The 21,698-nt window shown below is 73.2% G+C and carries 20 protein-coding genes; 14 read left to right on the top strand and 6 right to left on the bottom strand.

The window, feature by feature from the left end; translation table 11 throughout:
- Positions 1-113 precede the first annotated feature (113 nt).
- The gene (locus tag ABZ719_RS06550) at positions 114-908 is read left to right on the top strand and encodes a metal-dependent hydrolase (RefSeq protein WP_366724106.1); all 795 of its coding nucleotides are present in this window, start codon (positions 114-116) and stop codon (positions 906-908) included.
- A gap of 80 nt (positions 909-988) precedes the next feature.
- Here ABZ719_RS06550 and ABZ719_RS06545 read toward each other — a convergent pair whose 3' ends face one another.
- The 4 genes from ABZ719_RS06545 to ABZ719_RS06530 all read right to left on the bottom strand — a co-directional run bounded on the left by ABZ719_RS06545 (position 989) and on the right by ABZ719_RS06530 (position 5,853).
- On the bottom strand, positions 989-1,258 hold the full coding sequence (locus tag ABZ719_RS06545) for a type B 50S ribosomal protein L31 (protein ID WP_366724105.1): 270 nt from the start codon (positions 1,256-1,258) through the stop codon (positions 989-991).
- Between the two features lie 63 nt (positions 1,259-1,321).
- Positions 1,322-1,795: a DUF5709 domain-containing protein gene (locus ABZ719_RS06540; RefSeq protein WP_037854719.1), complete on the bottom strand. Its 474-nt coding sequence runs from the start codon at positions 1,793-1,795 to the stop codon at positions 1,322-1,324.
- 312 nt (positions 1,796-2,107) lie between these two features.
- A complete protein-coding gene (locus ABZ719_RS06535) occupies positions 2,108-3,889 on the bottom strand; it encodes an ABC transporter ATP-binding protein (RefSeq protein ID WP_366724104.1) in 1,782 nt (593 codons plus the stop codon).
- Positions 3,886-5,853: an ABC transporter ATP-binding protein gene (locus ABZ719_RS06530; RefSeq protein WP_366724103.1), complete on the bottom strand. Its 1,968-nt coding sequence runs from the start codon at positions 5,851-5,853 to the stop codon at positions 3,886-3,888. The genes ABZ719_RS06535 and ABZ719_RS06530 overlap by 4 nt, the downstream gene beginning before the upstream one ends.
- A gap of 912 nt (positions 5,854-6,765) precedes the next feature.
- Between ABZ719_RS06530 and ABZ719_RS06525 the strand changes: the two genes are divergently transcribed.
- Positions 6,766-7,515, top strand: a complete 750-nt coding sequence (locus ABZ719_RS06525) for a L,D-transpeptidase family protein (RefSeq protein ID WP_366724102.1) — start codon at positions 6,766-6,768, stop codon at positions 7,513-7,515.
- A gap of 425 nt (positions 7,516-7,940) precedes the next feature.
- On the opposite strand, the gene ABZ719_RS06520 is transcribed toward ABZ719_RS06525, so the two are convergent.
- Entirely contained in the window at positions 7,941-8,396 is a 456-nt protein-coding gene (locus ABZ719_RS06520; RefSeq protein WP_366724101.1) for a MarR family transcriptional regulator, read from the bottom strand.
- A gap of 125 nt (positions 8,397-8,521) precedes the next feature.
- Here ABZ719_RS06520 and ABZ719_RS06515 point away from each other — a divergent pair, with 125 nt between their 5' ends.
- Positions 8,522-10,450, top strand: coding sequence for an ABC transporter ATP-binding protein (locus ABZ719_RS06515; protein ID WP_366724100.1), 1,929 nt, complete (start codon positions 8,522-8,524; stop codon positions 10,448-10,450).
- 132 nt (positions 10,451-10,582) lie between these two features.
- Positions 10,583-11,521 carry an endolytic transglycosylase MltG gene (gene mltG / locus ABZ719_RS06510; RefSeq protein WP_366724099.1) on the top strand — a complete coding sequence of 313 codons (939 nt, stop codon included), beginning with the start codon at positions 10,583-10,585 and terminating at the stop codon, positions 11,519-11,521.
- Between the two features lie 19 nt (positions 11,522-11,540).
- Here the strand turns inward: mltG and ABZ719_RS06505 are convergent, their stop codons facing one another.
- On the bottom strand, positions 11,541-12,620 hold the full coding sequence (locus ABZ719_RS06505) for an NAD(P)-binding domain-containing protein (RefSeq protein ID WP_366724098.1): 1,080 nt from the start codon (positions 12,618-12,620) through the stop codon (positions 11,541-11,543).
- 58 nt (positions 12,621-12,678) lie between these two features.
- Here ABZ719_RS06505 and ABZ719_RS06500 point away from each other — a divergent pair, with 58 nt between their 5' ends.
- From ABZ719_RS06500 to ABZ719_RS06455, 10 genes are all read left to right on the top strand, one after another.
- Complete coding sequence (locus ABZ719_RS06500; protein WP_366724097.1) at positions 12,679-13,101, top strand: secondary thiamine-phosphate synthase enzyme YjbQ; 423 nt, start codon at positions 12,679-12,681, stop codon at positions 13,099-13,101.
- An 89-nt stretch (positions 13,102-13,190) separates the two neighbouring features.
- Positions 13,191-13,391: a hypothetical protein gene (locus ABZ719_RS06495; RefSeq protein WP_366724096.1), complete on the top strand. Its 201-nt coding sequence runs from the start codon at positions 13,191-13,193 to the stop codon at positions 13,389-13,391.
- Complete coding sequence (locus ABZ719_RS06490; protein WP_366724095.1) at positions 13,388-14,545, top strand: hydroxyacid dehydrogenase; 1,158 nt, start codon at positions 13,388-13,390, stop codon at positions 14,543-14,545. The genes ABZ719_RS06495 and ABZ719_RS06490 overlap by 4 nt, the downstream gene beginning before the upstream one ends.
- Positions 14,542-14,778, top strand: coding sequence for a hypothetical protein (locus ABZ719_RS06485; RefSeq protein WP_366724094.1), 237 nt, complete (start codon positions 14,542-14,544; stop codon positions 14,776-14,778). The genes ABZ719_RS06490 and ABZ719_RS06485 overlap by 4 nt, the downstream gene beginning before the upstream one ends.
- Before the next feature lie 316 nt (positions 14,779-15,094).
- Complete coding sequence (locus tag ABZ719_RS06480; protein WP_366724093.1) at positions 15,095-15,631, top strand: sigma-70 family RNA polymerase sigma factor; 537 nt, start codon at positions 15,095-15,097, stop codon at positions 15,629-15,631.
- A 245-nt stretch (positions 15,632-15,876) separates the two neighbouring features.
- Positions 15,877-16,521 carry a hypothetical protein gene (locus ABZ719_RS06475; RefSeq protein ID WP_366724092.1) on the top strand — a complete coding sequence of 215 codons (645 nt, stop codon included), beginning with the start codon at positions 15,877-15,879 and terminating at the stop codon, positions 16,519-16,521.
- A 613-nt stretch (positions 16,522-17,134) separates the two neighbouring features.
- The gene (locus tag ABZ719_RS06470) at positions 17,135-18,682 is read left to right on the top strand and encodes an AarF/UbiB family protein (RefSeq protein ID WP_366724091.1); all 1,548 of its coding nucleotides are present in this window, start codon (positions 17,135-17,137) and stop codon (positions 18,680-18,682) included.
- A gap of 570 nt (positions 18,683-19,252) precedes the next feature.
- Positions 19,253-20,149, top strand: coding sequence for an SAM-dependent methyltransferase (locus ABZ719_RS06465; protein ID WP_366724090.1), 897 nt, complete (start codon positions 19,253-19,255; stop codon positions 20,147-20,149).
- Positions 20,150-20,154: 5 nt separating this feature from the next.
- The gene (locus tag ABZ719_RS06460; protein WP_366724089.1) at positions 20,155-20,622 is read left to right on the top strand and encodes a hypothetical protein; all 468 of its coding nucleotides are present in this window, start codon (positions 20,155-20,157) and stop codon (positions 20,620-20,622) included.
- Positions 20,619-21,671 carry a DUF2156 domain-containing protein gene (locus ABZ719_RS06455; protein WP_366724088.1) on the top strand — a complete coding sequence of 351 codons (1,053 nt, stop codon included), beginning with the start codon at positions 20,619-20,621 and terminating at the stop codon, positions 21,669-21,671. The genes ABZ719_RS06460 and ABZ719_RS06455 overlap by 4 nt, the downstream gene beginning before the upstream one ends.
- Positions 21,672-21,698 lie beyond the last annotated feature (27 nt).

Below are 21,698 nucleotides of genomic sequence, written 5' to 3'. Positions count from 1 at the left end.
GGGAATCGGCTGCCGGAAGGAAGATCACGACCGCTACGCTGTGTGGTCGGCGCCCTCACGGCGCACCGGGCCAACTGGGCGGCAGCACACGACGAATGGGGCGGGGAACGGCCATGATGGGACCAGCACACTCACTGTCGGGCGCCGCGGCCTGGCTCGGGGTCGGAGCGGCGACGGCAGCGGCCGGGCACGCGATGCCCTGGCCGGTCCTGCTGGTCGGTGCGCTGATCTGCGCCGGGGCCGCACTCGCACCGGACCTGGACCACAAGGCCGCCACCATCTCGCGGGCCTTCGGTCCCCTGTCGCACTGGCTCTGCGAGATCGTCGACAAGCTCTCCTACGCCGTCTACAAGGCGACCCGGAAGAAGGGCGACCCGCGCCGTTCCGGTGGCCACCGGACGCTGACCCACACCTGGCTGTGGGCGGTCCTCATCGGCGCCGGTGCCTCGGCCCTGGCGATCACCGGCGGACGCTGGGCGGTGCTCGCCATCCTCTTCGCGCACATGGTGCTGGCCATCGAGGGCCTGCTATGGCGGGCGGCCCGCGGTTCCAGCAGCGACATCCTGGTGTGGCTGCTGGCCGGGACGAGCGCCTGGATCCTCGCCGGCATCCTCGACCAGCCCGGCAACGGATCCGACTGGCTCTTCACGGCGCCGGGCCAGGAGTACCTGTGGCTGGGCCTGCCGATCGTGCTGGGCGCGCTCGTGCACGACATCGGGGACGCGCTGACCGTCTCCGGCTGCCCCATCCTGTGGCCGATACCGCTGGGCCGCAGGCGCTGGTACCCCATCGGACCGCCCAAGGCCATGCGCTTCCGGGCGGGCAGCTGGGTCGAGCTGAAGGTGCTGATGCCGGTGTTCATGCTGCTGGGCGGGGTGGGCTGCGCGGCCGCGCTGAACGTCATCTGAGCCGCTCCTCGCCCCTGCGCTCCCGCGTCCGCCCCGTGCGCGGACGGCGGATGGGGCCGCCGTGGCGGCGGTGGCCGCTCTCACCCCTCGTCCCGGCTCTGCCCCGAGCCGCCGCCGTAGCGGCGTTCGAACCGGGCCACACGCCCCTCGGAGTCCACCGTGCGGGCCTGGCCGGTGTAGAAGGGATGACTCTCCGAGGAGATCTCCACGTCCACCACCGGGTAGCTCTTCCCGTCGTCCCAGTCGATCGTCCGGTCACTGACCGCGGTCGAACGGGTCAGGAACGCGTAGCCCGCCGCCCGGTCACGGAAGACCACGGGGTGGTAGTCGGGGTGCTTGTCCTGCTGCATGGATGCTCCTCGTCGTGCGGCGGTGGCGCGGGAAGCGACGGCGGCGACCGCGGGCGGGCCGCGTCAGCCGTACAGGGTGTCCTCGTCGACGACGTGCATCGCCGCCTCCTCGGCGGAAGCGGCCGCGCCGTCGATCCCGACGTCCATGGCGACCAGCGCGCTCTCCTCGTCCTCGTGGGCGCCCTCGTCGGGAGCGACGAGGCGGCCGGAGCGGGCGGCACCGACCTCGTTGTCCAGGAGTTCCCCGTCGGAGCCGTCACAGTCACCGATGCCGTCGCCGTCCGGCGGGGCGAGGTCGGGCAGCTCCTCCGCCAGACGCTGCTCCAGCGTCTCGCCCTGCCGGCGCTCCGCCGCGGTCACCCCGGTGTGCTCCACGGCCCACGGCCGCTCGGGAGGCGACCAGCCCCGGTCCAGCGGATCGTCGACACCGTCGTACTCGAGGGTGTCCTCCGAGTCCAGCACTCCGGTGTCTTCCTTGATCTCGGAGTCGTCATCGGGCTGGTAGACGTCGTCTCCCCATCCGTCGGCGCTGTCCACGGGTACCTCCAGGTGGTGGGGACGGGCCCGTTCTCTCGCCGCCCGGCGCGCACCGGACGGTTCCAGGGCGCTCCCCGAGCCGCTGCCTCATTCCAGCCTTCCACCCCTGTTCGGCACCGCGCAACGGCACGGCCACGGCACGCCGCCGCCGGGCCCTGCGCCGCCCCTGCACCTTTCGCCGACCGCGTCCCCGGGCCCACCCGTGCCCTGTCCGGCCCGTGCCGTGACCGGAGAATGCCACGGGGTGCGGCGCCCGCCGAAGCGGGCGGCCGCCCGACCTGGGCCGCCCGGGCCCCGGTCCCGCCCCTTGGCTCAGCCGTGCCAGGAACGCCACAGCGCCGCGTACGCGCCGTCCGCCGCGACGAGTTCGTCGTGGCTTCCCAGCTCGCTGACCCGGCCGCTCTCGACCACGGCGATCACGTCCGCGTCATGTGCGGTGTGGAGCCGGTGGGCGATGGCCACGACCGTGCGCCCGTCGAGGACCCGGGCCAGGGAGCGTTCCAGGTGACGGGCCGCCCGCGGGTCCAGGAGCGAGGTCGCCTCGTCCAGGACCAGGGTGTGCGGGTCGGCCAGGACCAGCCGGGCCAGCGCGACCTGCTGCGCCTGGGCCGGGGTGAGCGTGAGGGCGCCCGAGCCGACCTCCGTGTCCAGGCCTTCGCCGAGGGCACGGGCCCAGCCGTCGGCGTCCACCGCGCCCAGCGCCGCCCACAGCTCGGCGTCCACCGCGTCGGTGCGGGCGAGCAGCAGGTTGTCGCGCAGCGAACCCACGAACACGTGGTGCTCCTGGTTGACGAGGGCCACGTGGGAGCGGACCGCTTCCGCGGGCATCCGCGACAGCTCGGCACCGCCGAGGGTGACCCGGCCGTCCCGGGGCGCGTAGATACCGGCGAGCAGCCGTCCCAGCGTGGACTTGCCGGCACCCGAGGGGCCGACCAGGGCCAGCCGGGTGCCGGGGGCCACCTTCAGGGACACCTGGCGCAGTACGTCGACGCCCTCGCGGTAACCGAAGCGCACCCGGTCCGCGTGCACCTCGCGTCCGTCAGGCGCGAGCGAGCCGTCCCCGCCCTCCGGCTCGATGTCACGGACGCCGACCAGCCGCGCGATCGACACCTGAGCGACCTGGAGCTCGTCGTACCAGCGCAGGATCAGCCCCACCGGGTCGATGAGCATCTGCGCGACGAGGGCACCCGTCGTGAGCTGGCCGACCCCCATCCAGCCCCGCAGCACGAACACGCCCCCGACCATGAGCACGGAGGCGAGCACTGTCACATGGGTGACGTTGATGACCGGGAAGAACACCGACCGGAGCCACAGCGTGTAGCGCTCCCACGCCGTCCACTCCTTGATGCGGCGCTCCGACAGGGCGATCCGGCGCGCACCGAGCCGGTGTGCCTCCACGGTGCGGCCCGCGTCGACCGTCTCGGCGAGCGCGGCGGCCACCGCGGCGTACCCCGCGGCCTCCGACCGGTAGGCGGACGGCGCCCGCCGGAAGTACCAGCGGCAGCCGACCAACAGCAGGGGCAGGGCGAGCAGCACGGCCGCGCCGAGCGGCGGCGCGGTGACGACCAGGCCGGCCAGCAGCAGTGCCACCCACACCACACTGATCGCCAGCTGGGGCACGGCCTCGCGCATCGCGTTGGCGAGCCGGTCGATGTCCGTGGTGATGCGCGAGAGCAGGTCGCCGGTGCCGGCCCGCTCCAGCACGCCCGGCGGCAGACCGACCGCCCGGACGAGGAAGTCCTCGCGCAGGTCGGCCAGCATCCGCTCGCCGAGCATCGCACCGCGCAGCCGCACCTCGCGCACGAACGCGGCCTGGGCGAGCAGGGCGATGACGAACAGCGTGGTGGTGAGGCCGAGGCGCAGTTCCCTGCTCCCGTCCGAGACCCGGTCGACCAGGTCGCCGAGCAGCCACGGACCGGCCATGGAGGCGAGGACCGAGACCGTGTTGACCGTGACGAGCAGGCCGAACTCCCGGCGGTGCCGGTGCAGCAGCTCCTTCACGTAGGCGCGTACGGTCGCGGGGGCGCCGACGGGCAGGGTGGCGGCCGTCGTCGGGGCCGCCGGGTCGTACGACGGCGGGGCCACGCCGATCATGCGGTCTCCTCGATCTCTTCCAGCTCTTCGAGTTCTTCCAGCTCTTCGAGCGCGCCCCGGAGGGCGGACTTGCCGTGGCGGTGCGGTGGGCCGGCCGCTGCGGGCTCCGTGTCACTCGTGTCATCCGGGGCGTGTTGCCTGTCACCCAGGGTCTGTTGCCCGCCGTTCACGGCTCGTTGCTCCGCACCGTCGTCGTGTGTCGCGCGCTCCTGGTCCGTCTCGCGTGTCACCACGGCCCGGTACCGGGCGTCGGTGTGCACCAGGTCGCGGTGGGTGCCCACCGCGGCGACCGTTCCCTCGTGGAGCAGCACCACCCGGTCGGCGCGTTCCAGGACCAGCGGTGACGACGTGAAGACCACGGTGGTGCGTCCGTCACGGAGGTCCCGCAGGCCCTGCGCGATCCGAGCCTCGGTGTGGGAGTCGACGGCGGAGGTCGGTTCGTCCAGGACCAGTACCTCGGGGTCGGTGACGAGGGACCGGGCCAGGGCCAGCCGCTGGCGCTGGCCGCCGGAGAGGGAACGGCCGCGTTCCGTGATCCGGACGTCCATCGGGTCCCCGGCGACCGGTGACGCCTGCGCCAGGGCCTCCAGGACATCACCGCACTGCGCCGCCCCGAGCGCGGCCTCCGCGGTGACCTCACCCGAGGCGGGCACGTCGAGCAGCTCCCGCAGTGAACCCGACAGCAGCACCGGATCCTTGTCCTGCACCAGGACGGCCGTTCGGGCCAGGTCGAGCGGCAGTGCGTCGAGGGGCGTGCCGCCCAGGAGCACCGACGGGCCGGGCTCGCCGGGGTGGCCGCCGAGGCGTTCCGCCAGCCGGCCCGCCTCGTCCGGGTCGCCGCAGACCACGGCGGTCAGACGTCCACCGGGCGCCAGCAGCCCCGTCGCCGGGTCACGCAGATCCCCCGCGGGGGCCTGTGCCAGGGAGGAGGGGGACCGCTCGTCCGCGGGGGCCGCTTCCGCGGCGGCGGTCCGCTCCAGCGACAGCACCCGTGCGGCGCGTTTGGCCGACGGCCGGGAGAAGGAGTACGCCATGGCGATCTCCTCGAAGTGCCGCAGAGGATAGGTGAGGACCATGACGGAGCTGTAGACGGTGACGAGTTCGCCCACGGTGATCCGGCCCGCGCGGGCCAGGTGCACGCCGTACCAGACGACCGCGATCAGCAGCAGCCCCGGAAGCAGCACCTGGACGGCGGAGATCAGGGACCACATGCGAGCGCTGCGCACGGCTGCCTGCCGGACTTCCTGGGAGGCGCGGCGGTAGCGGTCGAGGAACAGTTCCTCGCCGCCGATGCCGCGCAGTACCCGCAGGCCGGCCACCGTGTCGGAGGCCAGCTCGGTGGCGCGGCCCGCCTTCTCGCGCTGCAGGTCGGCGCGCCGGGTGGCGCGCGGGAGCAGCGGGAGCACGGCGAGTGCCAGAACGGGCAGGCCCGCGGCGACGACCACGCCGAGCGCCGGCTGGTAGACGAGCAGGGCGATGCACACCAGCAGGATGGTGACGGCGGCTGCGGTGAAGCGGGACACGGCTTCCACGAACCAGCCGATCTTCTCGACGTCCCCGGTGGAGACGGCCACCACCTCGCCGGCGGCGACCCGACGGGTCAGGGCCGAGCCCAACTGGGCGGTTCTGCGGGCCAGGAGCTGCTGGACGCGGGCCGCGGCGGTGATCCAGTTGGTGACGGCGGCACGGTGCAGGAAGGTGTCGCCGAGCGCGTTGCCCGCGCAGGCCAGCGCGAGCAGGCCGCCGCTGAGGGCGAGCCGGGTGCCCGAGCGGTCGACGACCGCCTGGACGGCGAGTCCGACGCAGAACGGGAGCGCGGAGACGGAGGAGAAGTGCAGCAGCCCCCAGGCCAGCGCTCTCAGCTGTCCGCCGAGCTGGTTCCGCCAAAGCCACCACAGGAATCGGGGACCCGAGCGTGCGTCCGGCACGCCCGGGTCGGGATACGGAAGGTCGTGAATCTGCATGACGTCCCAGTGGTTCGGGTCAGGGGCGGAGGAGGGCCGCGACGGCGGCGACGAACCGTGACAGGTTCGCTTCGCCGAGTCGTCGAAGGCAACCGGTTTTCCACTGCGGGGCAACGGGATTGACGACCGCGCACGCCGAGCGGGCCGGGAACGGGCCCGCGCCAGGCGCACGCTCACGCCGGCCGCGATGACCGGCTGCCCGCACGCCGAGCGGGCAGCGACCGGGCGGGAAGCCATGCGCACGTCGGCTGCGGCGATCGGTCACGGGTGCGTCGACCGGATCGGCGGGCCGTCCCGCATGTCGGCCGCGGCGACTGGCCAGGTGGACGCCGACTGGATCGGTGGGTTCACCCGCACGTCGGCCGTGGCGATCGGTCACGGGTGAGCCGACCGGATCGGCGGGCCGTCCCGCATGTCGGCCACGGCGACTGGCCACGTGGACGCGGACCGGATCGGTGGGTTCACCCGCACGTCGGCCGTGGCGATCGGTCACGGGTGCGCCGACCGGATCGGGGAGTTCACCCGCACGCCGACCGGACCCAGGGGCCGCCCCGCACACCCCGACTCCGGCGGTCGGGCACGTGCAGCCGGCCATGCGGCCGGTGCGCGCGCACCGCCGTTCCGACCTGCCGCGCGCACAGGGGCCGTACCGGCAGGCCACGCGTGCGCTGCCGTGCCGGACGGGCCGCCCCTGCGTGCGGCCCACGGGTGCATGTGCGGCCGTCCGGGTGTCGCGCAGAGGGCTCGGATTCCGGATGGCGGTCGGGGCCTCGGCGGCCGTGGTTCCCGTACCTCCTCGACCCCTGCTCCGGGCCTGTCCGCCGCGCCCGGCACCCCCCAAAGAGAAGCGAATAAGGCTGTTTGGACCAACGTCGAGTAGTTCGTCAGGTCCCCGGTGCCCACCATGGGTTCATGCGAAGAGGCGGCGTAAGGCATGCGATGGTCGCGATGACGGCCTGTGGATTCTTTCTGACGGCTCTGGCCGCGTGTGGTGGCCCGCGGACCGAGGTCCGTCACGGAGACGTCCCCCGACCGGGAGGCCCCACGGGGACCGCCCGGCCCAGTCCCACGGTGAAGCCGGCCCGTGTTCCGGGGGTGGGCGAGCGGATGTGGCGGCGGGTTCCGGCGGGCACCCGGCAGGTGGTGGTGGTGTACGGAGAGGGCAAGAACTCCCCGGACTCCACCCTGGTGTTGTACGAGAAGCACGGCACGGCGTGGCAGCGGGTCGACAGTTGGGCCGCGCACAACGGCAAGCAGGGGTGGAATCCCAACCACCGGGAGGGCGACGAGCGCAGCCCCGTGGGCGTGTTCACGCTCTCCGACGCCGGCGGTCTCCTCGACGACCCCGGCACCAGACTGCCGTACACCCAGGACGAGGACGCCTTCGCGACCCCGTACTACTGGGACGAGGCCCACTGGCACGACTTCGACTACGTCATCGCCATCGACTACAACCGCAGGCCGGGCACGCGTCCCGACGATCCGACCCGCCCGCAGGGGCAGAAGAAGGGTGGTGGCATCTGGCTGCATCTGGATCACGGCGACGGCACGCTGGGCTGCGTCAGCGTTCCGGAGTCGGCCATGGAGTACCTGCTGCGCAGGCTGGATCCCAAGGACAAGCCGGTGGTCGTGATGGGGGACAAGGCGGAACTGCGGGCGTAGCGGCCGCAGACCGGTCCACGGACCGTTCCCCGGTCCCGGTCCACGGACCCTTCGCCGGCCCACCCACGAGACACGAACAGTTCGGCAGTCCCCCGCACAGCACGGTTGACCGGTCCGACCACAGCACAATGACCGGTCCGACCACAGGTCAGTCGGCCGGTTCACCTTCAGGAACAGTTCGGGCGGGCGGCCACAGGACAGCCGGCGCGTCCGCCTTCAGGAACAGCCGACCGGTCCGGCTCCGGGAACAGTCGGCCGGGCCACGTACGGGAGCAGTTCGGCGGTCCGCGTGCGGACCGGCAGACGCGGCGCCGGTGATCCGGCAGGATCACGGCGAGGTCGAGCCTGTTGCCGACACGCCCGTGGCCGCGCCCCACCCCGCAGGCGTTCGGGCGTGCGCCCTCGAACGCGCCACCTCACCCCCTTCAACAGCGGTGCCCCCGTGCGGGCGTCGTGCCCACGAGGGTGTCCAGCAGCTCACCGAGGGCCGCACGCTGCGGGTCGGTCAGGGGCGCGAGGATCTCCTCGGCGGCGGTCCGGCGCACTCCGTGCAATTCACGCAGTGCGCCGCGCCCGTCGTCGGTCAACTCGATGCGCGTCACGCGGCGGTTGGCGGGGTCGGGAACCCTGCGCACCTTCCCGCTCGCCTCCAGCCCGTCCACCAGCGTGGTCACCGCGCGCGGCACGACCTCCAGCGACGCGGCGAGATCCGCCATGCGCGGCGGCTCCCCGAAGCGCGCGAGGGTGCGCAGGAGCCGGGACTGCGCCGGCGTGATGCCGAGGGATCGCTGTTCCAGATGGCGCTTCTGGATGCGGTGCACCCGGCGGGTGAGCAGCAGCAACTGCTCGGCGAGGAGGCCGTCGGCGTCGGGGGTCGTCATACGGGAACAATATCAGGACGCTGTTCATTATGAGCATAGGTAACAATGAGCTAGCATCAGGAAAGCCGCCGCCGACCGTATGCCCGGACGGCGCGCGCCGAGCCCACTCACTCCCGTAGGAGCCCATGCACCCCGACCGTCACCCCTCCTGGACCCCGCCCGCCGACGCGAAGGAACAGCCCCGGCAGGTCCGCCGCATCCTCGGGCTGTTCCGCCCCTACCGCGGCCGTCTCGCGGTCGTCGGCCTGCTCGTCGGCGCGGCGTCGCTGGTCTCCGTCGCCACGCCCTTCCTGCTGAAGGAGACCCTGGACGTCGCGATCCCGCAGGGCCGCACCGGCCTGCTCAGCCTGCTCGCCGCGGGCATGATCCTCAGCGCGGTCCTCACCAGCGTCTTCGGTGTGCTGCAGACCCTGATCTCCACGACCGTCGGCCAGCGCGTCATGCACGACCTGCGCACCGCGGTCTACGGGCGCCTGCAGCGCATGTCCCTCGCCTTCTTCACCCGCACCCGCACCGGTGAGGTGCAGTCCCGCATCGCCAACGACATCGGCGGGATGCAGGCCACCGTCACCTCCACCGCCACCTCGCTGGTCTCCAACCTCACCAGCGTGGTCGCCACGATCGTCGCGATGGCCGCGCTCGACTGGCGGCTGACCGTCGTCTCCCTGCTGCTGCTTCCGCTGTTCGTGTGGATCAGCCGCCGGGTGGGCAACGAGCGCAAGAAGATCACCACCCAGCGGCAGAAGCAGATGGCCGCGATGGCCGCGACGGTGACCGAGTCGCTCTCCGTCAGCGGCATCCTGCTCGGCCGGACGATGGGCCGTTCCGACTCGCTGACCGCGTCGTTCGCGGCGGAGTCGGAGAGCCTGGTCGGTCTCGAAGTGCGCTCGAACATGGCCGGGCGCTGGCGCATGGCCGTCATCACCGTGGTCATGGCCGCCATGCCGGCCGTCATCTACTGGACCGCGGGCGTCGCGCTCCAGGTCGGCGGTCCGAAGGTCTCCCTGGGCACGATCGTCGCCTTCGTCTCGCTCCAGCAGGGCCTGTTCCGGCCGGCCGTGAGCCTGCTGGCGACCGGTGTGCAGATCCAGACCTCGCTCGCTCTCTTCCAGCGCATCTTCGAGTACCTCGACCTCCCGATCGACATCACCGAGCGGGAGCGGCCGGTGCGCCTCGACCGGGTCAAGGGCGAAGTCCGTTTCGAGAACGTCACCTTCCGCTACGACGACAAGGGCGGTCAGGACGGGAGGGCCCAGAGGGGCGACAGGAGCGAGAGGAGCGGCAAGGGCGACAAGGCCGACCTGGGAGTCGAGGGGAGCCTGGGAGGTCAGGAGCATCAGGCGCACCAGGGCGGCCAGGGAGCGCCGATCCTCGACGGCATCGATATCACGGTCCCGGCGGGCAGCAGCCTCGCCGTCGTGGGTCCGACCGGCGCCGGCAAGTCCACGCTCGGATATCTGGTCCCCCGGCTGTACGACGTGAGCGGGGGCCGGGTCACGCTGGACGGCGTCGACGTGCGGGACCTGGACTTCGACACGCTCGCCCGCGCGGTGGGGGTGGTCTCGCAGGAGACGTACCTCTTCCACGCCTCGGTGGCCGAGAACCTGCGGTTCGCCAAGCCGGACGCCGCGGACGAGGAACTGCACGCGGCCGCGAAGGCGGCCCAGATCCACGACCACATCGCCGCCCTGCCCGACGGCTACGACACCGTCGTGGGCGAGCGCGGCCACCGGTTCTCCGGCGGGGAGAAACAGCGCCTGGCCATCGCCCGGACCATCCTGCGCGACCCGCCGGTCCTCATCCTCGACGAGGCCACCAGCGCCCTGGACACCCGGACCGAGGCGGCCGTCCAGGAGGCCATCGATGCGCTGTCCGCCAACCGCACCACGCTCACCATCGCGCACCGCCTGTCCACCGTCCGCGACGCCGACCAGATCATGGTCCTCGACTCCGGCCGCGTGGCCGAACACGGTACGCACGATCAACTGCTGGCACTGGGCGGACGCTACGCGGCGCTGGTCCGCCGTGACGCCCGGCTGGAGCCGACGGCCTGACGGCCCGCGGTGGCCCGGCCTGCGCCCGCGGCGGGCGCGCGAGCGCGGGGCCCGAGCGGACCACTCCCCGCCGGACGCCGACAAGATGACGATATGCCGGGTTTGCGGGCCCGGGAGGGTTACCGTGCCCGCATGCAGACGAACACTCCGTCACGGAAGACCGTCAAGCTGACGCGGCGGGGCCGACTGGTCCTCCTCGTGTCCGGGGCCGCCCTGGCCGGCACCGCCGTGGTGGTGCCGCTGCTGACCCTGCGCGACGACGGGGCGGTGCGCCCGCGCACGCTGGTGATCCCGGAGGGCTGGCGGGCCGTCCAGGTGTACGCCGCCGTCGACAAGGCGCTCGCGTTGCCCCCCGGCAGTACGAAACAGGCGACCGCCGGGGCGGGCCTCAAGCTGCCGGATGCGGCCGAGGGCAATCCGGAAGGCTATCTGTTCCCGGCGACGTACCCCGTCGACGAACGGACGACGCCGCGGTCGCTGCTGTCGGCCATGGTCTCCACGGCGAACAGGAAGTTCTCCGCCGCGCCGGTCGCCGCGGGCGCCCCCCGCACCGCGATGAGCCTCTACCAGGCGGTCACCATCGCGAGCATCGTGCAGGCCGAGTCCGCCACCAGGGCCGACATGGGGAAGGTGGCGCGGGTCGTCTTCAACCGGCTGGCGCAGGGCATGCCGCTCCAGATGGACTCCACCTTGAACTACGGCCTCGGCCGCAGCACCGTCCGCACCACCGCCGAGGACACGCGGATCGGCAGTCCCTACAACTCCTATCAGCGCATGGGCCTTCCGCCGACCCCGATCGACAGCCCCGGCGAGGACGCCCTGCGCGCCGTGTACAACCCGACCCCGGGCGACTGGCTGTACTTCGTCACGGTCAAGCCCGGTGACACACGATTCACCGCCGACTACGCCGAGCACCAGCGCAACGTCGAGGAGTTCAACGCGCGCCGGCGGAGCCTCGTCCAGCAGCGGAGCGAGCAGCAGGGGCACGCGGAGCACGGGGACGGAGAGCGCGGGGACGGGGCGCAGGGGGACCAGCGGCCGAGCCGTGGTCCGCAACCGGCCGGGAGGTGAACAGGTCCCCAGGACGGACTCAGGCGGCGACGGCCGGTTCCCCGGCCAGCAGCCGCCGGATGTCCCGGACGGCCGCACGCCCGGCACGGTTGGCGCCCACCGTGCTCGCCGAGGGACCGTAACCGACGAGGTGGACGCGGGGATCGGCCGCGGCACGGGTGCCTTCGACGCGGATGCCGCCGCCCGGCTCCCGCAGCCGCAGCGGGGCGAGGTGGCCGAGCGCGGCCCGGAACCCCGTCGCCCACAGGATGACGTCGGCCGCCAGGCGCTGCCCGTCCCGCCACTCCACCCCGTCGGGGGTGATCCGGTCGAACATGGGCCGGCGGTCCAGGACGCCGCCGCGCAGCCCCTCCCGCACGGCGTCGTTCAGCGGAAGCCCCGTGACCGAGACGACGCTGCGGGGCGGCAGCCCCTGGCGGACCCGTTCCTCGACGAGCGCGACCGCGGCACGGCCCGCGTCCTCGTCGAAGGGTCCCGCACGGAAGACCGGCGGCCGTCTGGTCACCCACGTGGTGGCGGCGGCGTAGGGCGCGAGTTCGAGCAGGTGCTGGGTGCCGGAGGCGCCGCCGCCGACCACGATCACCCGCTGTCCGGCGAACTCCTGCGGACCGGCGTACTGCGCGGTGTGCAGCTGCCGTCCGCGGAAGGTCTCCTGACCCGGGTACCGGGGCCAGAACGGCCGGTCCCAGGTGCCGGTCGCGTTGATCAGCGCGCGTGGCGCCCACACCCCGGCCGAGGTCTCCACGCGCAGACGCCCTCCGGCGCCCTCGCGCACGGCACGCACGTCGACGGGCCGCCGTACGCGCAGGTCGAACGCGCGCTCGTACCGGGCGAAGTACTCGCCGATGACGTCGGAGGACGGCCGCGCGGGGTCCGCGTCCGTCAGTTCCATGCCGGGCAGCGCGTGCATCCCGTGCACCTTGCCGTACGTCAGAGAGGGCCAGCGGAACTGCCAGGCGCCGCCCGGGCCGGGGGAGTGGTCGAGCACGACGAAGCCGCGATCCGGCTCGAGACCGGTGCGCCGCAGGTGATGGGCGGCGGCCAGACCCGCCTGACCGGCGCCGACGACGACCACGTCGACCTCGTGTGTGCTGTTCACGCAGGCACCAACCGCGCCGCGGGCACGGATCTTCCCCGGGATCGAGGAGGATGGGTGCATGTCACATGCCTTCACCACCCGAGTGCTGAACGTCGCTTCCGGCTCACGGGAGAGGGTCGTCGACCTCACCCGTGACTGCGAGGCCTTCCTGCGGGAGGTCTCCGACGGCCGTGACGGCCTGCTGAACCTGTTCGTACCGCACGCCACCGCCGGCATCGCGATCATCGAGACGGGCGCCGGCAGCGACGACGACCTCCTGGCCGCCCTGCACACCCTGCTGCCCGCCGACGACCGCTGGCAGCACCGCCACGGCAGTCCCGGCCACGGCCGCGACCACGTCCTGCCCGCCCTCGTCCCCCCGCACGCCACTGTCCCCGTCATCGGCGGCCGGATGGAGCTGGGCACCTGGCAGTCGGTGTGCCTGGTGGACACCAATGTCGACAATCCGAACCGTCAGGTACGGCTGAGCTTCCTCGGGTGAACCGCGGGCGGACCGGGAAGGCCAGGAAGGTCAGGTAGGCCAAGTAGGCCGGGAAGGCCGGGAAGGCCGGGAAGGCCGGACAGGCCAGAGTGGACGCGGATGGGCGCGGGGGCCCGGCGCCGGGATCGTGGTCGATCACGGCCGACGCGTTCGATCAGGACCGGCAGTTCCCGCCGTCCGACCTCCTGGTGATCACCGGTCCCCTGTCCGCCCCCGCCCTCCTCGTCACCGCCTTCGTGCTGCTGCGACGCCAGTGGCGCAGCGGACTCGCCGCAGGGAGCATCACGTGACCGACAGCACCGCCCGCTCCGGAGCCGCCCAGCCACCCGCCCCCGGGCCGGTGGGCGCGACACCGGCGTCCACCCCCGGACCAGCGCCCGCCGCCGCTTCACCGGGGGCCGCCCCGGCGCCCGCGCCCGGCCCGCCCGCCGGGACCGTCAGGCGTCCCGAGACGCTGCTCGTCATGGACGCCAGGTCGCGCGAGACGCAGTTCCGCGAGGAGGAGATGACGCGGCTGCGGGCGGTGGCGGCGCTCGGTGAACCCGTGGTCGTGGACGAACTCGCCTCGCCCCGCACCCGGCGCCGGCTCGGTGAGACGGAGGTGCTGATCACCTCCTGGGGCTGCCCCCCGCTCGACGCGCGGGTCCTGGACGCGGCCCCCGGGCTGCGTGCCGTCCTGCACGCGGCGGGCTCGGTGCGCCCGCACGTCACGGACGCCGTCTTCGACCGGCGCATCCTGGTGACGACCGCCGCCGACGCCAACGCCGAACCGGTGGCCCACTTCACCCTCGCCGCCGTCCTGTGGGCCTTCAAGAAGGCTCCCTTCCTCGCGAACGACGCCCGGCGCTTCCGCGACGACTGGAGCTACGTCGAGCGCCGCGGCGAACTGACCGGTGCCGGCCGCACGGTGGTGGTCGTCGGCTTCTCCCGCATCGGCAGCCGCGTCGTACGGCTGCTGCGCGAACTGGACCTGGCACGGGTCCTCGTCGTCGACCCGGTGGCCGACCCCGCACGCATCGTCGCGGCGGGCGGCGAACCCGCCACCCTCGCCGAGGCACTGCCCCGCGCCGACGTCCTCAGTCTGCACGCGCCCGCGCTGCCCGGGACCCGGCACATGATCGGCGCCGCCGAGCTGGCCGCTCTGCCCCGGGACGCGGTCCTCGTGAACACGGCACGCGGCAGCCTCGTCGACACGGCGGCGCTGGAGGCCGCCTGCCGGGCCGGACTCCACGCGGTCCTCGATGTCACCGACCCCGAACCGCTGCCGGCCGACTCGCCGTTGTACACCCTGCCGAACGTGATGCTGACCCCGCACATCGCGGGGTCCCTCGGCTCCGAGGCCCGCAGGATGAGCGCACTGGCCCTGACCGAGCTGGAACGCTACGCCGCCGGCCTGCCCCCGCTCGCCCCGGTCACCCGGCAGAGCCTGGCGGTGCAGGCATGAGCCGGCCGTACGAGCGCCCCGCCGCCGGTCCCGGCCGGGGGACCTCCCCGCACACCGGCCGGGAACGGCGGCAGGGGGCCGCCCTGGCGGGCCACCTGCTCACCACGCCCGACGCCCCCGGAAGGGGTGGCCTGCCCCGCTCGGACATCCGGCCCGGCGAGGGCGGTGGTCTTCTCACGCGGATGCGGGGGACCGGCGGGGCGCTCATCCGGATCGCCGCTCCCCGGGGCTGACGCCGCCCCGCCCGGTCCGGCGGTCGCGCGGCGGGACCCGGCCCTGCCGAAGAGTCCCACGGAAACCGGTCACGCTTTACCCAGTGCTGGTACGTTTCCGCGCCTGCCGGGACGTTTCCGCTGGGCGGATTCCTGCTGCGCCGACTTCTTGGAACAGTGGTCCGACCGGCCTCTTCGCCGATGGCACGCTAGCACGAAACGGAACCCGAGGTACCGCGTTCCCTGCCGCCTTCACGCGGATGAGTGGACGTCCATCTCCCCCGTTTGCTGATGTGCCGGGAAGGACATTTTCCGGGGTGACGGGCGGAGGGATTTCGTGGACTGTTCTGAAGAGTTCAATCGTTCAAAAGAGTTCCAGCGGGAATTCTCCTGGGATGTCATTGCCGGCCACCGCGAACGCCTGATGCGGCTGGTGCGCCGCCGGCTTCCGAACGCCCAGGACGCGGAGGACTGCGTACAGGAGGCAATGCTCCGGGCTGCCGCGCACGGCAACCTGGACCGGGAGCGGATCGGGCCGTTTCTGACCTCGGTCGCCCTGCGCCTGTGTGTCGATCACTACCGTGAACAGGAACGACGCCATCGGCTGCTGCGACGTGCGGCGGATGCGCGCGCTCCCGAGATGCCGGACGAAGGGGTGTGTGACCAGGACTTCGGGCGCTGGCTGCTCGGTCAGGTGCACCTGCTGCGCGGCCGCGAGCGCCAAGTCGTGCTGGCGCGCGCCCAGGGCATCTCCACGCTGGAATTCGCGCGCATGCACCAGATCTCGGTGAAGGCGGCGGAAGGTGCTTTCACCCGGGGCAGGGCCCGGCTGCGGCTGGTGTGTGCCCGCGCGCTGGACGGCGCGATGGCCTGAACCAGAAAATGATCGCATGCGATCGGCGGTAGATTCCGTGATGTAAAGAAAAAACGTGAGTGGAATCCGCAGAAAAGCTCCATCAGGTTCGTTTCAAGGATTTTCGGTTCCCGGATTCTTGGATTTCTGGACCTTCGATTTCCCTGGACATCAGGGAATCAATTTCCGCACTCCGTGCACACCACCTCGGGACTCCGTGGGTCGACCTCCCCGGATCCCGGCAGGCTCATGAAAGGGAAGTGACCGTGGGGAAGAACAACACGCAGGACACCATCAAGGACCTGATCGGCGACATCGCCGACAGCACGAAGAAGGCCTTCGACGAACTGCTCGACCGGAAGGACGACGACCGCGGCGGCCTGGACTGGTTCGGGCCGGTCAACCCGTACCAGGCACTCACCGGCCTGCCCGGCGACGTGCTCCGGACGGTCAGCGCGCTGTCCGCCCTCGGCGGGGTCGCCAACCCGGTCGCCGCGCTGGCCAACGCCGCCAACGCGGCGGCCGGAGCGGGCCATCCGCTCGGCGCGCTGACCGGCGCCGCGGGCAGCCCCCTGGCGGCGCTCACCGGCGGGGGCGCGAATCCGCTCGCGGCGCTGACCGGCGCGGCGGGCGCGGTCAACCCTCTGGGTGCGCTCGCGGGTGGAGCCAACCCCCTGGGCGCCCTCACCGGTGGCGGCAATCCCCTCGGTGCACTGGGCCAGGTCGCGGGCGGTGCCGCCTCGGCGGTGTCGGGTGCGGCCGGCATGGCCGAGGGGCTCGCCGCGCTGCCCGGCCAGCTCTCCCAGCTCACCGAACTCGTGGCCAACCTGGCGAGCGTCCTGGAGAACGTCCAGAAGGTCGCAGGCCCGCTCGCCGGCGTGAGCACCCCGGCCGCCCGCAAAGCCACCTGAGCCCTCCGCGGCTCCCGGTTCGCGGCTTCCGGGCCGGCCCCCCGGCCCCCGGCCCCCGGGCTCCCCGGCCTCACCGGGCGGAGGCTCGCTTTCGTCCGGTGGCCGCCTCGCGGGGCCGACGAGCACCGTGCCGGGCCGAGGCGCCCGCCTCGCGGGACGGGCGTGATCCCTCCGGTCGCTCCGCGTCCGTCCCGGGGCTTCGCGCCCCCGCCCGCGGGCCACGGCGTCCGCCCGGGCACTCCGTGCCTCCCCGCCCGGAGACCCACCGCGGCGCCGGGGACACCGGGGCGCCTTGGCCCGGCAACTCCTCGCGGTGGTTGGGCATCTCGGCTCCTTGGCCCGGTAACTCCCGTCAGAGGTACGGCATCTCAGCTCCTCGGCCCGATAACTCCCGGCAGAGATAAGGCACCTCGGCCGCCTCGGCCGGGCAACTTCACGCGGCGAGCGGGCACCTCGGTTCCTCGGCCCGGCAAGTCACCGCGGCCGTACGGCACCTCGGTGCCTCAGCCCGGCAACCCGCTGCGGCCGACGGCACCTCGGTGCCTTCGCCCGGCGGACCCGGGGTCCCGTCGGGAACCCCCGACATCCGTCAGACATCAGGAGGATGTGGCACATGAGTGCCCCGCTCGGCAGCCGGCTCCGGCTGGTGGTGAAGGTGCTGGGAAGCCTCGTCACCGACGAGGTCGGCCAGATGGCCCGGGCCAGACGGCAGTTCGGGCGGGACTCGCCGCCCTCGGCCGAGGCCTCCGCCGGGGAGGGCAGCCGCCGCGCGCGAGCGGTCCGTCAGGCGCTGGAGAGCCTCGGCCCGTTCTACGTCAAGCTCGGACAGATCCTGTCCACCCGTCCCGACATGGTGCCCCCCGCCATGATCGCCGAACTGCAGAACCTCCACGACCAGGTCGACGTCCAGCCGTTCTCCGTCTTCGAACCCGTCCTCGAGGCGGAGCTGGGTCCGGACTGGAAACTCTGCTTCGATGACATCGACACCACCCGCCCGCTCGGCGCCGCTTCGCTGGCCCAGGTGTACCGGGTGGAACTGCCCGGCGGCCGCCCGGCCGTCGTCAAGGTGCAGCGCCCCGGCATCCGCGACGCCGTACGCGCCGACATGGCGCTGATGCGCAAGGCATCCCGGATCCTGGCACGCACCGCGCCCCGCTTCAACGAGGTCATCGACGTGGAGGCGATGCTCGACTCCATCTTCGACGCCATGGAGCCCGAGCTGGACTTCACCGGCGAGGCACGCAACATGGACGAGGCGCGCGAGAACATCCGCCGCTACCCGACCCTGGAGGTGCCCCGGGTCGTCCACGCCACCCCCAAGGTGCTGGTGCAGTCGCTCGCGGCGGGGACCTCCGTCCGCCACGTCGACCGGCGCGCGTTCAGCGACCGGGAACGCACGGACATGGGCAAGGACCTGCTGCGGTTCATGTACCGCGGCTACTTCGTCGACCGCATGTTCCACGCCGACCCGCACGCGGGCAACGTGTTCGCGCGGCCGGGCGGCCCGGCCACCCTCATCGACTGGGGCATGGTCGGCCGGCTCGACCGGCGCACCAGCCTGCGCCTGCTGCCGCTGCTGATGTCCATCGCCCAGAACGACGGGCACGGACTGGCCTGGGCGTGGGCGGACATGGGCCGCGTCACGGCCTGGTCCAACCTGCCGGCCTTCGCCTCCGACATGGCCGCCCTGGTGCCCAAGGTGGCCACGGCCTCGCTGGAGGACATCAACTTCGGGGTGTCCCTGACCACCGTGCTGGAGAAGGCCACACGGCGGGGCATCGGCTCGGCGCCGGCCATCTCCCTGCTGGGCAAGTCCTTCGCCAACCTGGAAGGCTCGGTGCGCTGCCTGGCACCGGACATCGCGCTCGCCGAGGTCTTCAAGTCCGAGGTGCGCGGCATCATCGTCTCGCTGCTGCGCGAGTACTTCTCGCTCGATCAGGTCGCCCGCAACACCATGGACCTGCTCACCGCGGTGACCTCGGGCCCCGAGCAGTGGCGCGGGGTGCTCGCGGACGCCGCCAACCGCCGCTTCGCCCTCCAGGTCAACGAGCCGTACACCCCTGCCTCCCTGGGCGGGCAACGCTCATGGTCGCCCTCGCGCGGCCTGATGGCCCTGGGTGCCGCGGCCCTCCTGCTCGACCGCCGACGGGCACCCCGCTGAACCCGCCCCCGCCAGCCCGCGCCCCGCCCACACCGCCCTCGCCCCCGGCGCAGGCCCCGCGCGGCAACCGCTCCGCGCGGCAACCGCTCCGCGCGGCAACCGCCCCGCGCGGCAACCGCCCCGCGCGGCCCACCAGGCCACCCGCCGCCCCGGCCCCCCACCGAGCCGCCGAGCCACCGAGCCGCCGGGCCGCCCGGCCACCGGCTCACCCCCTCACCGACCACGGCCTCACCCCGTACCGCCCCTCGCCCCCCACTGACCCCCGCCCACCACCTCGTCACCTCACCGCCCCCGACTCGCCACCTGACCAACCCACCCCCACCCACCACCGAGCCGACCCCGCACACCCCTCCCCCCCCGGAGCCGTCTGCCGCCGCTCGCCCGGATGCCGCCCCCCGCGCTCGCCCGGCCACCACGCTGGCCCGGCGCCCGGCGCCCGGCGCCCGGCGCCCGGCCCCGGCCACCCGGCACACCCGCGGCCCGGGGGAGCCGCTCGTCCGGTGGCCCCGCGCCGCCGCCCGCCCCGACGACCCGCCCGTGTGCGCCCCCTGAGACGAAGGATCCCGACCGATGCCCATGTTGCTGCCGCAGGACGACACCCACTCCGCCGACGGGACCGACCCCGTGTCCGCCGCCCTGGACGGCGTCTCCGGAACGGCCCTGTGGACCGTACGGATGCGGGCCCAGGAGTCCGCCCGCGCCGACGCCCTCTTCGACGACCCGCTGGCCGCCGAGTTCCTCACCCGTGCCCGTGAGGCGGGCACCCCGCCCGGCAGCGGCCTGCTCCAGCAGGTACTGCCGGACTGGCTGGCCGTACGCACCCGCTTCTTCGACGACCACCTCATCGCCGCCACCCGTTCCGGCTGCCCGCAGGTGGTCCTGCTGGGCGCCGGGCTCGACACCCGGGCCCACCGGCTCGACTGGCCCGACGGAGTCCACCTCTTCGAGGTCGACCTGCCGGCCGTGCACGCCTTCAAGGAACGCATCGTCTCCGGTCACCCGGCGGCCGTCGCCCGCCGCGTCCCGGTCGCCGCCGACCTCCTCACCGACTGGTCCGGCGCCCTGCGGGCCGCAGGGTTCGACCCCGGCCGGCCCACGGCCTGGCTGTGCGAGGGGCTCCTGTTCTACCTGGCCCCCGAGGCCGTGGACCGCCTCGTCGCCACCGTCGGAGAACTGTCCGCGCCCGGCAGCACGCTGGGCGCGGAGTGCCTGAACGCCGACGCGGCCGACTCGCCCTTCGTCCGGCCCTGGCTGGAGGCCCTGTCCGGCTCGGGCACCCCATGGGTGTGGCACCTGGCGGACGCCGAACACTGGTGGGGCGAACGCGGCTGGGACGCCCGTACGGCCGACCTGCTCGCCCTGCCGTACGCCGTCGAACGCTTCGCTCCGCACCTGGCCGCCCACCCCGGCCTGGAGAGGCAGAGCATGGTCCTGGTCACCGCGACCCGGCCCGCCGGGGGGCGGTGAGCGCGATGGACGGCCACAACCTCTGCCAGACCCCGACCACCTACCGGCTGCTGCGCCTGGAGTACCTGCTCGGACTGCTCGTCGCCGCCGGGTTCTTCCTGGCCCATCTCGCCGAGGTCCGCTGGTGGGTCGCCGCGGTGCTCTTCCTCTACGTCGACCTGATCGGCTACCTCCCCGGCGCCGTCGCCTACCACCGCAGCCCCGACCGGCGGATCTCCCGCGTCTACTACGTCCTGTACAACACCATGCACAGCCTCAGCGTGCAGGGCGCGGTCCTCGGCGCCTGGGTGCTGGTGCACGGCTGGGAATGGGCGCTGCTCGTCCTGCCGATCCACCTGTTCGGCGACCGCGCCCTGTTCGGCAACTTCGTCAAGTCGTTCACCGTGTCCTTCGAACCTCTCCCACACCCCTCGGTCCAGTCCGCGCTGCACGACTTCGCGTCCGTGCCCTGGCACCAGGCGGCCGCCCGATGAGCACCCGGCAGGCGCGGCAGCCCTCCCCGCCCCCGCGGCCGCCGCAGGCCCCCGACGACGACGAGGCCTACGCCATGCTGCGCCGCCACGCCGGCCACAGCAGCGCCTTCCTCGCCCTGAACGCGGGCAACCGCCGCTTCCGCACCCCCGGCGTCGACGGCTTCGTCCCCTACCGGGAGGGCGGCCGGCGGCATCTGTTCGCGCTGGGCGGACCGATCTGCGCCGCCGGGGACCGGGACCGGCTGCTCGCCGCGCTGCTGGAACGGGCCAGGAGCGAGGGCCGCCGCGTCACCGCGGTCCAACTGCCGCGCCCGGCGGCCGAACTGCACGCCCGGCACGGCTTCACCGTCAACCAGTTCGGCGCCTCCTTCAGCATCCACCTCGACGGCTACGGCCTCGGCGGACAGCGCATGGTCAAGGTGCGCAACATGGTCAACCGGGCCCGCCGCGAAGGCGTGACCGTCACCGAGGTGACCGCCGGGGAGCGGACCGCCCCGCGAGTCCGTGCCGACCTCGACGCCGTCGACCGGGCCTGGCTGCGCGACAAGGGCCGCCATGTGAAGGAGCTGGACTTCCTGATCGGTGAACGCGGCGGGCCCGGCGCACCGCACCGGCGGCTGTTCACCGCCCGGCACGCGGGACGGACGGTCGCCTACGTGTCGTACTCGCCCGTCTTCGGCGACCGCTCCGGCTGGCTCTACGACCTGACCCGGCGGCTGCCCGACGCGCCGCCCGGCACCGTCGAGATGGTCTTCGCCACCGCGCTGCGCCGCTTCCAGGACGAGGACTGCGCCTGGCTCCACCTCGGCTTCACCCCGTTCGTCCAGCTCCGGCCGGACGCATGCGCCTTCGGGCCCACCAGCGGCGCCCTGCGGCGCTGTCTGGAACTCCTCGCCGCCAAGGGGCAGGCGATCTATCCGGCGGCCACCCAGGAGTCGTTCAAGCTCAAGTGGCGTCCGCAGCTGATCGAACCCGAGTACCTGGCCTTCCAGGGCCGGGTCACCCCCGGCGCCGTATGGCGGCTGATGCGGCTGACCAAGGCCGTCTGAACCCGCCCTCCTCCTCTCCCCCCGCGT

The sequence above is a fragment of the Streptomyces sp. NPDC006743 genome, from assembly GCF_040703815.1.
In the GTDB taxonomy this organism is placed as follows: Bacteria; Actinomycetota; Actinomycetes; order Streptomycetales; family Streptomycetaceae; genus Streptomyces.
This window is presented reverse-complemented; position numbering and strand designations above follow the sequence as displayed.

What these genes read in the sequence shown, in the direction of transcription:
- ABZ719_RS06550 (WP_366724106.1), top strand. Translation starts at nt 114, where the DNA reads ATGATGGGACCAGCACACTCACTGTCGGGCGCCGCGGCCTGGCTCGGG.
- ABZ719_RS06545 (WP_366724105.1), bottom strand. Translation starts at nt 1,258, where the DNA reads ATGCAGCAGGACAAGCACCCCGACTACCACCCCGTGGTCTTCCGTGAC.
- ABZ719_RS06535 (WP_366724104.1), bottom strand. Translation starts at nt 3,889, where the DNA reads ATGATCGGCGTGGCCCCGCCGTCGTACGACCCGGCGGCCCCGACGACG.
- ABZ719_RS06530 (WP_366724103.1), bottom strand. Translation starts at nt 5,853, where the DNA reads ATGCAGATTCACGACCTTCCGTATCCCGACCCGGGCGTGCCGGACGCA.
- ABZ719_RS06525 (WP_366724102.1), top strand. Translation starts at nt 6,766, where the DNA reads ATGCGAAGAGGCGGCGTAAGGCATGCGATGGTCGCGATGACGGCCTGT.
- ABZ719_RS06520 (WP_366724101.1), bottom strand. Translation starts at nt 8,396, where the DNA reads ATGACGACCCCCGACGCCGACGGCCTCCTCGCCGAGCAGTTGCTGCTG.
- ABZ719_RS06515 (WP_366724100.1), top strand. Translation starts at nt 8,522, where the DNA reads ATGCACCCCGACCGTCACCCCTCCTGGACCCCGCCCGCCGACGCGAAG.
- mltG (WP_366724099.1), top strand. Translation starts at nt 10,583, where the DNA reads ATGCAGACGAACACTCCGTCACGGAAGACCGTCAAGCTGACGCGGCGG.
- ABZ719_RS06500 (WP_366724097.1), top strand. Translation starts at nt 12,679, where the DNA reads ATGTCACATGCCTTCACCACCCGAGTGCTGAACGTCGCTTCCGGCTCA.
- ABZ719_RS06485 (WP_366724094.1), top strand. Translation starts at nt 14,542, where the DNA reads ATGAGCCGGCCGTACGAGCGCCCCGCCGCCGGTCCCGGCCGGGGGACC.
- ABZ719_RS06470 (WP_366724091.1), top strand. Translation starts at nt 17,135, where the DNA reads ATGAGTGCCCCGCTCGGCAGCCGGCTCCGGCTGGTGGTGAAGGTGCTG.
- ABZ719_RS06465 (WP_366724090.1), top strand. Translation starts at nt 19,253, where the DNA reads ATGCCCATGTTGCTGCCGCAGGACGACACCCACTCCGCCGACGGGACC.
- ABZ719_RS06460 (WP_366724089.1), top strand. Translation starts at nt 20,155, where the DNA reads ATGGACGGCCACAACCTCTGCCAGACCCCGACCACCTACCGGCTGCTG.
- ABZ719_RS06455 (WP_366724088.1), top strand. Translation starts at nt 20,619, where the DNA reads ATGAGCACCCGGCAGGCGCGGCAGCCCTCCCCGCCCCCGCGGCCGCCG.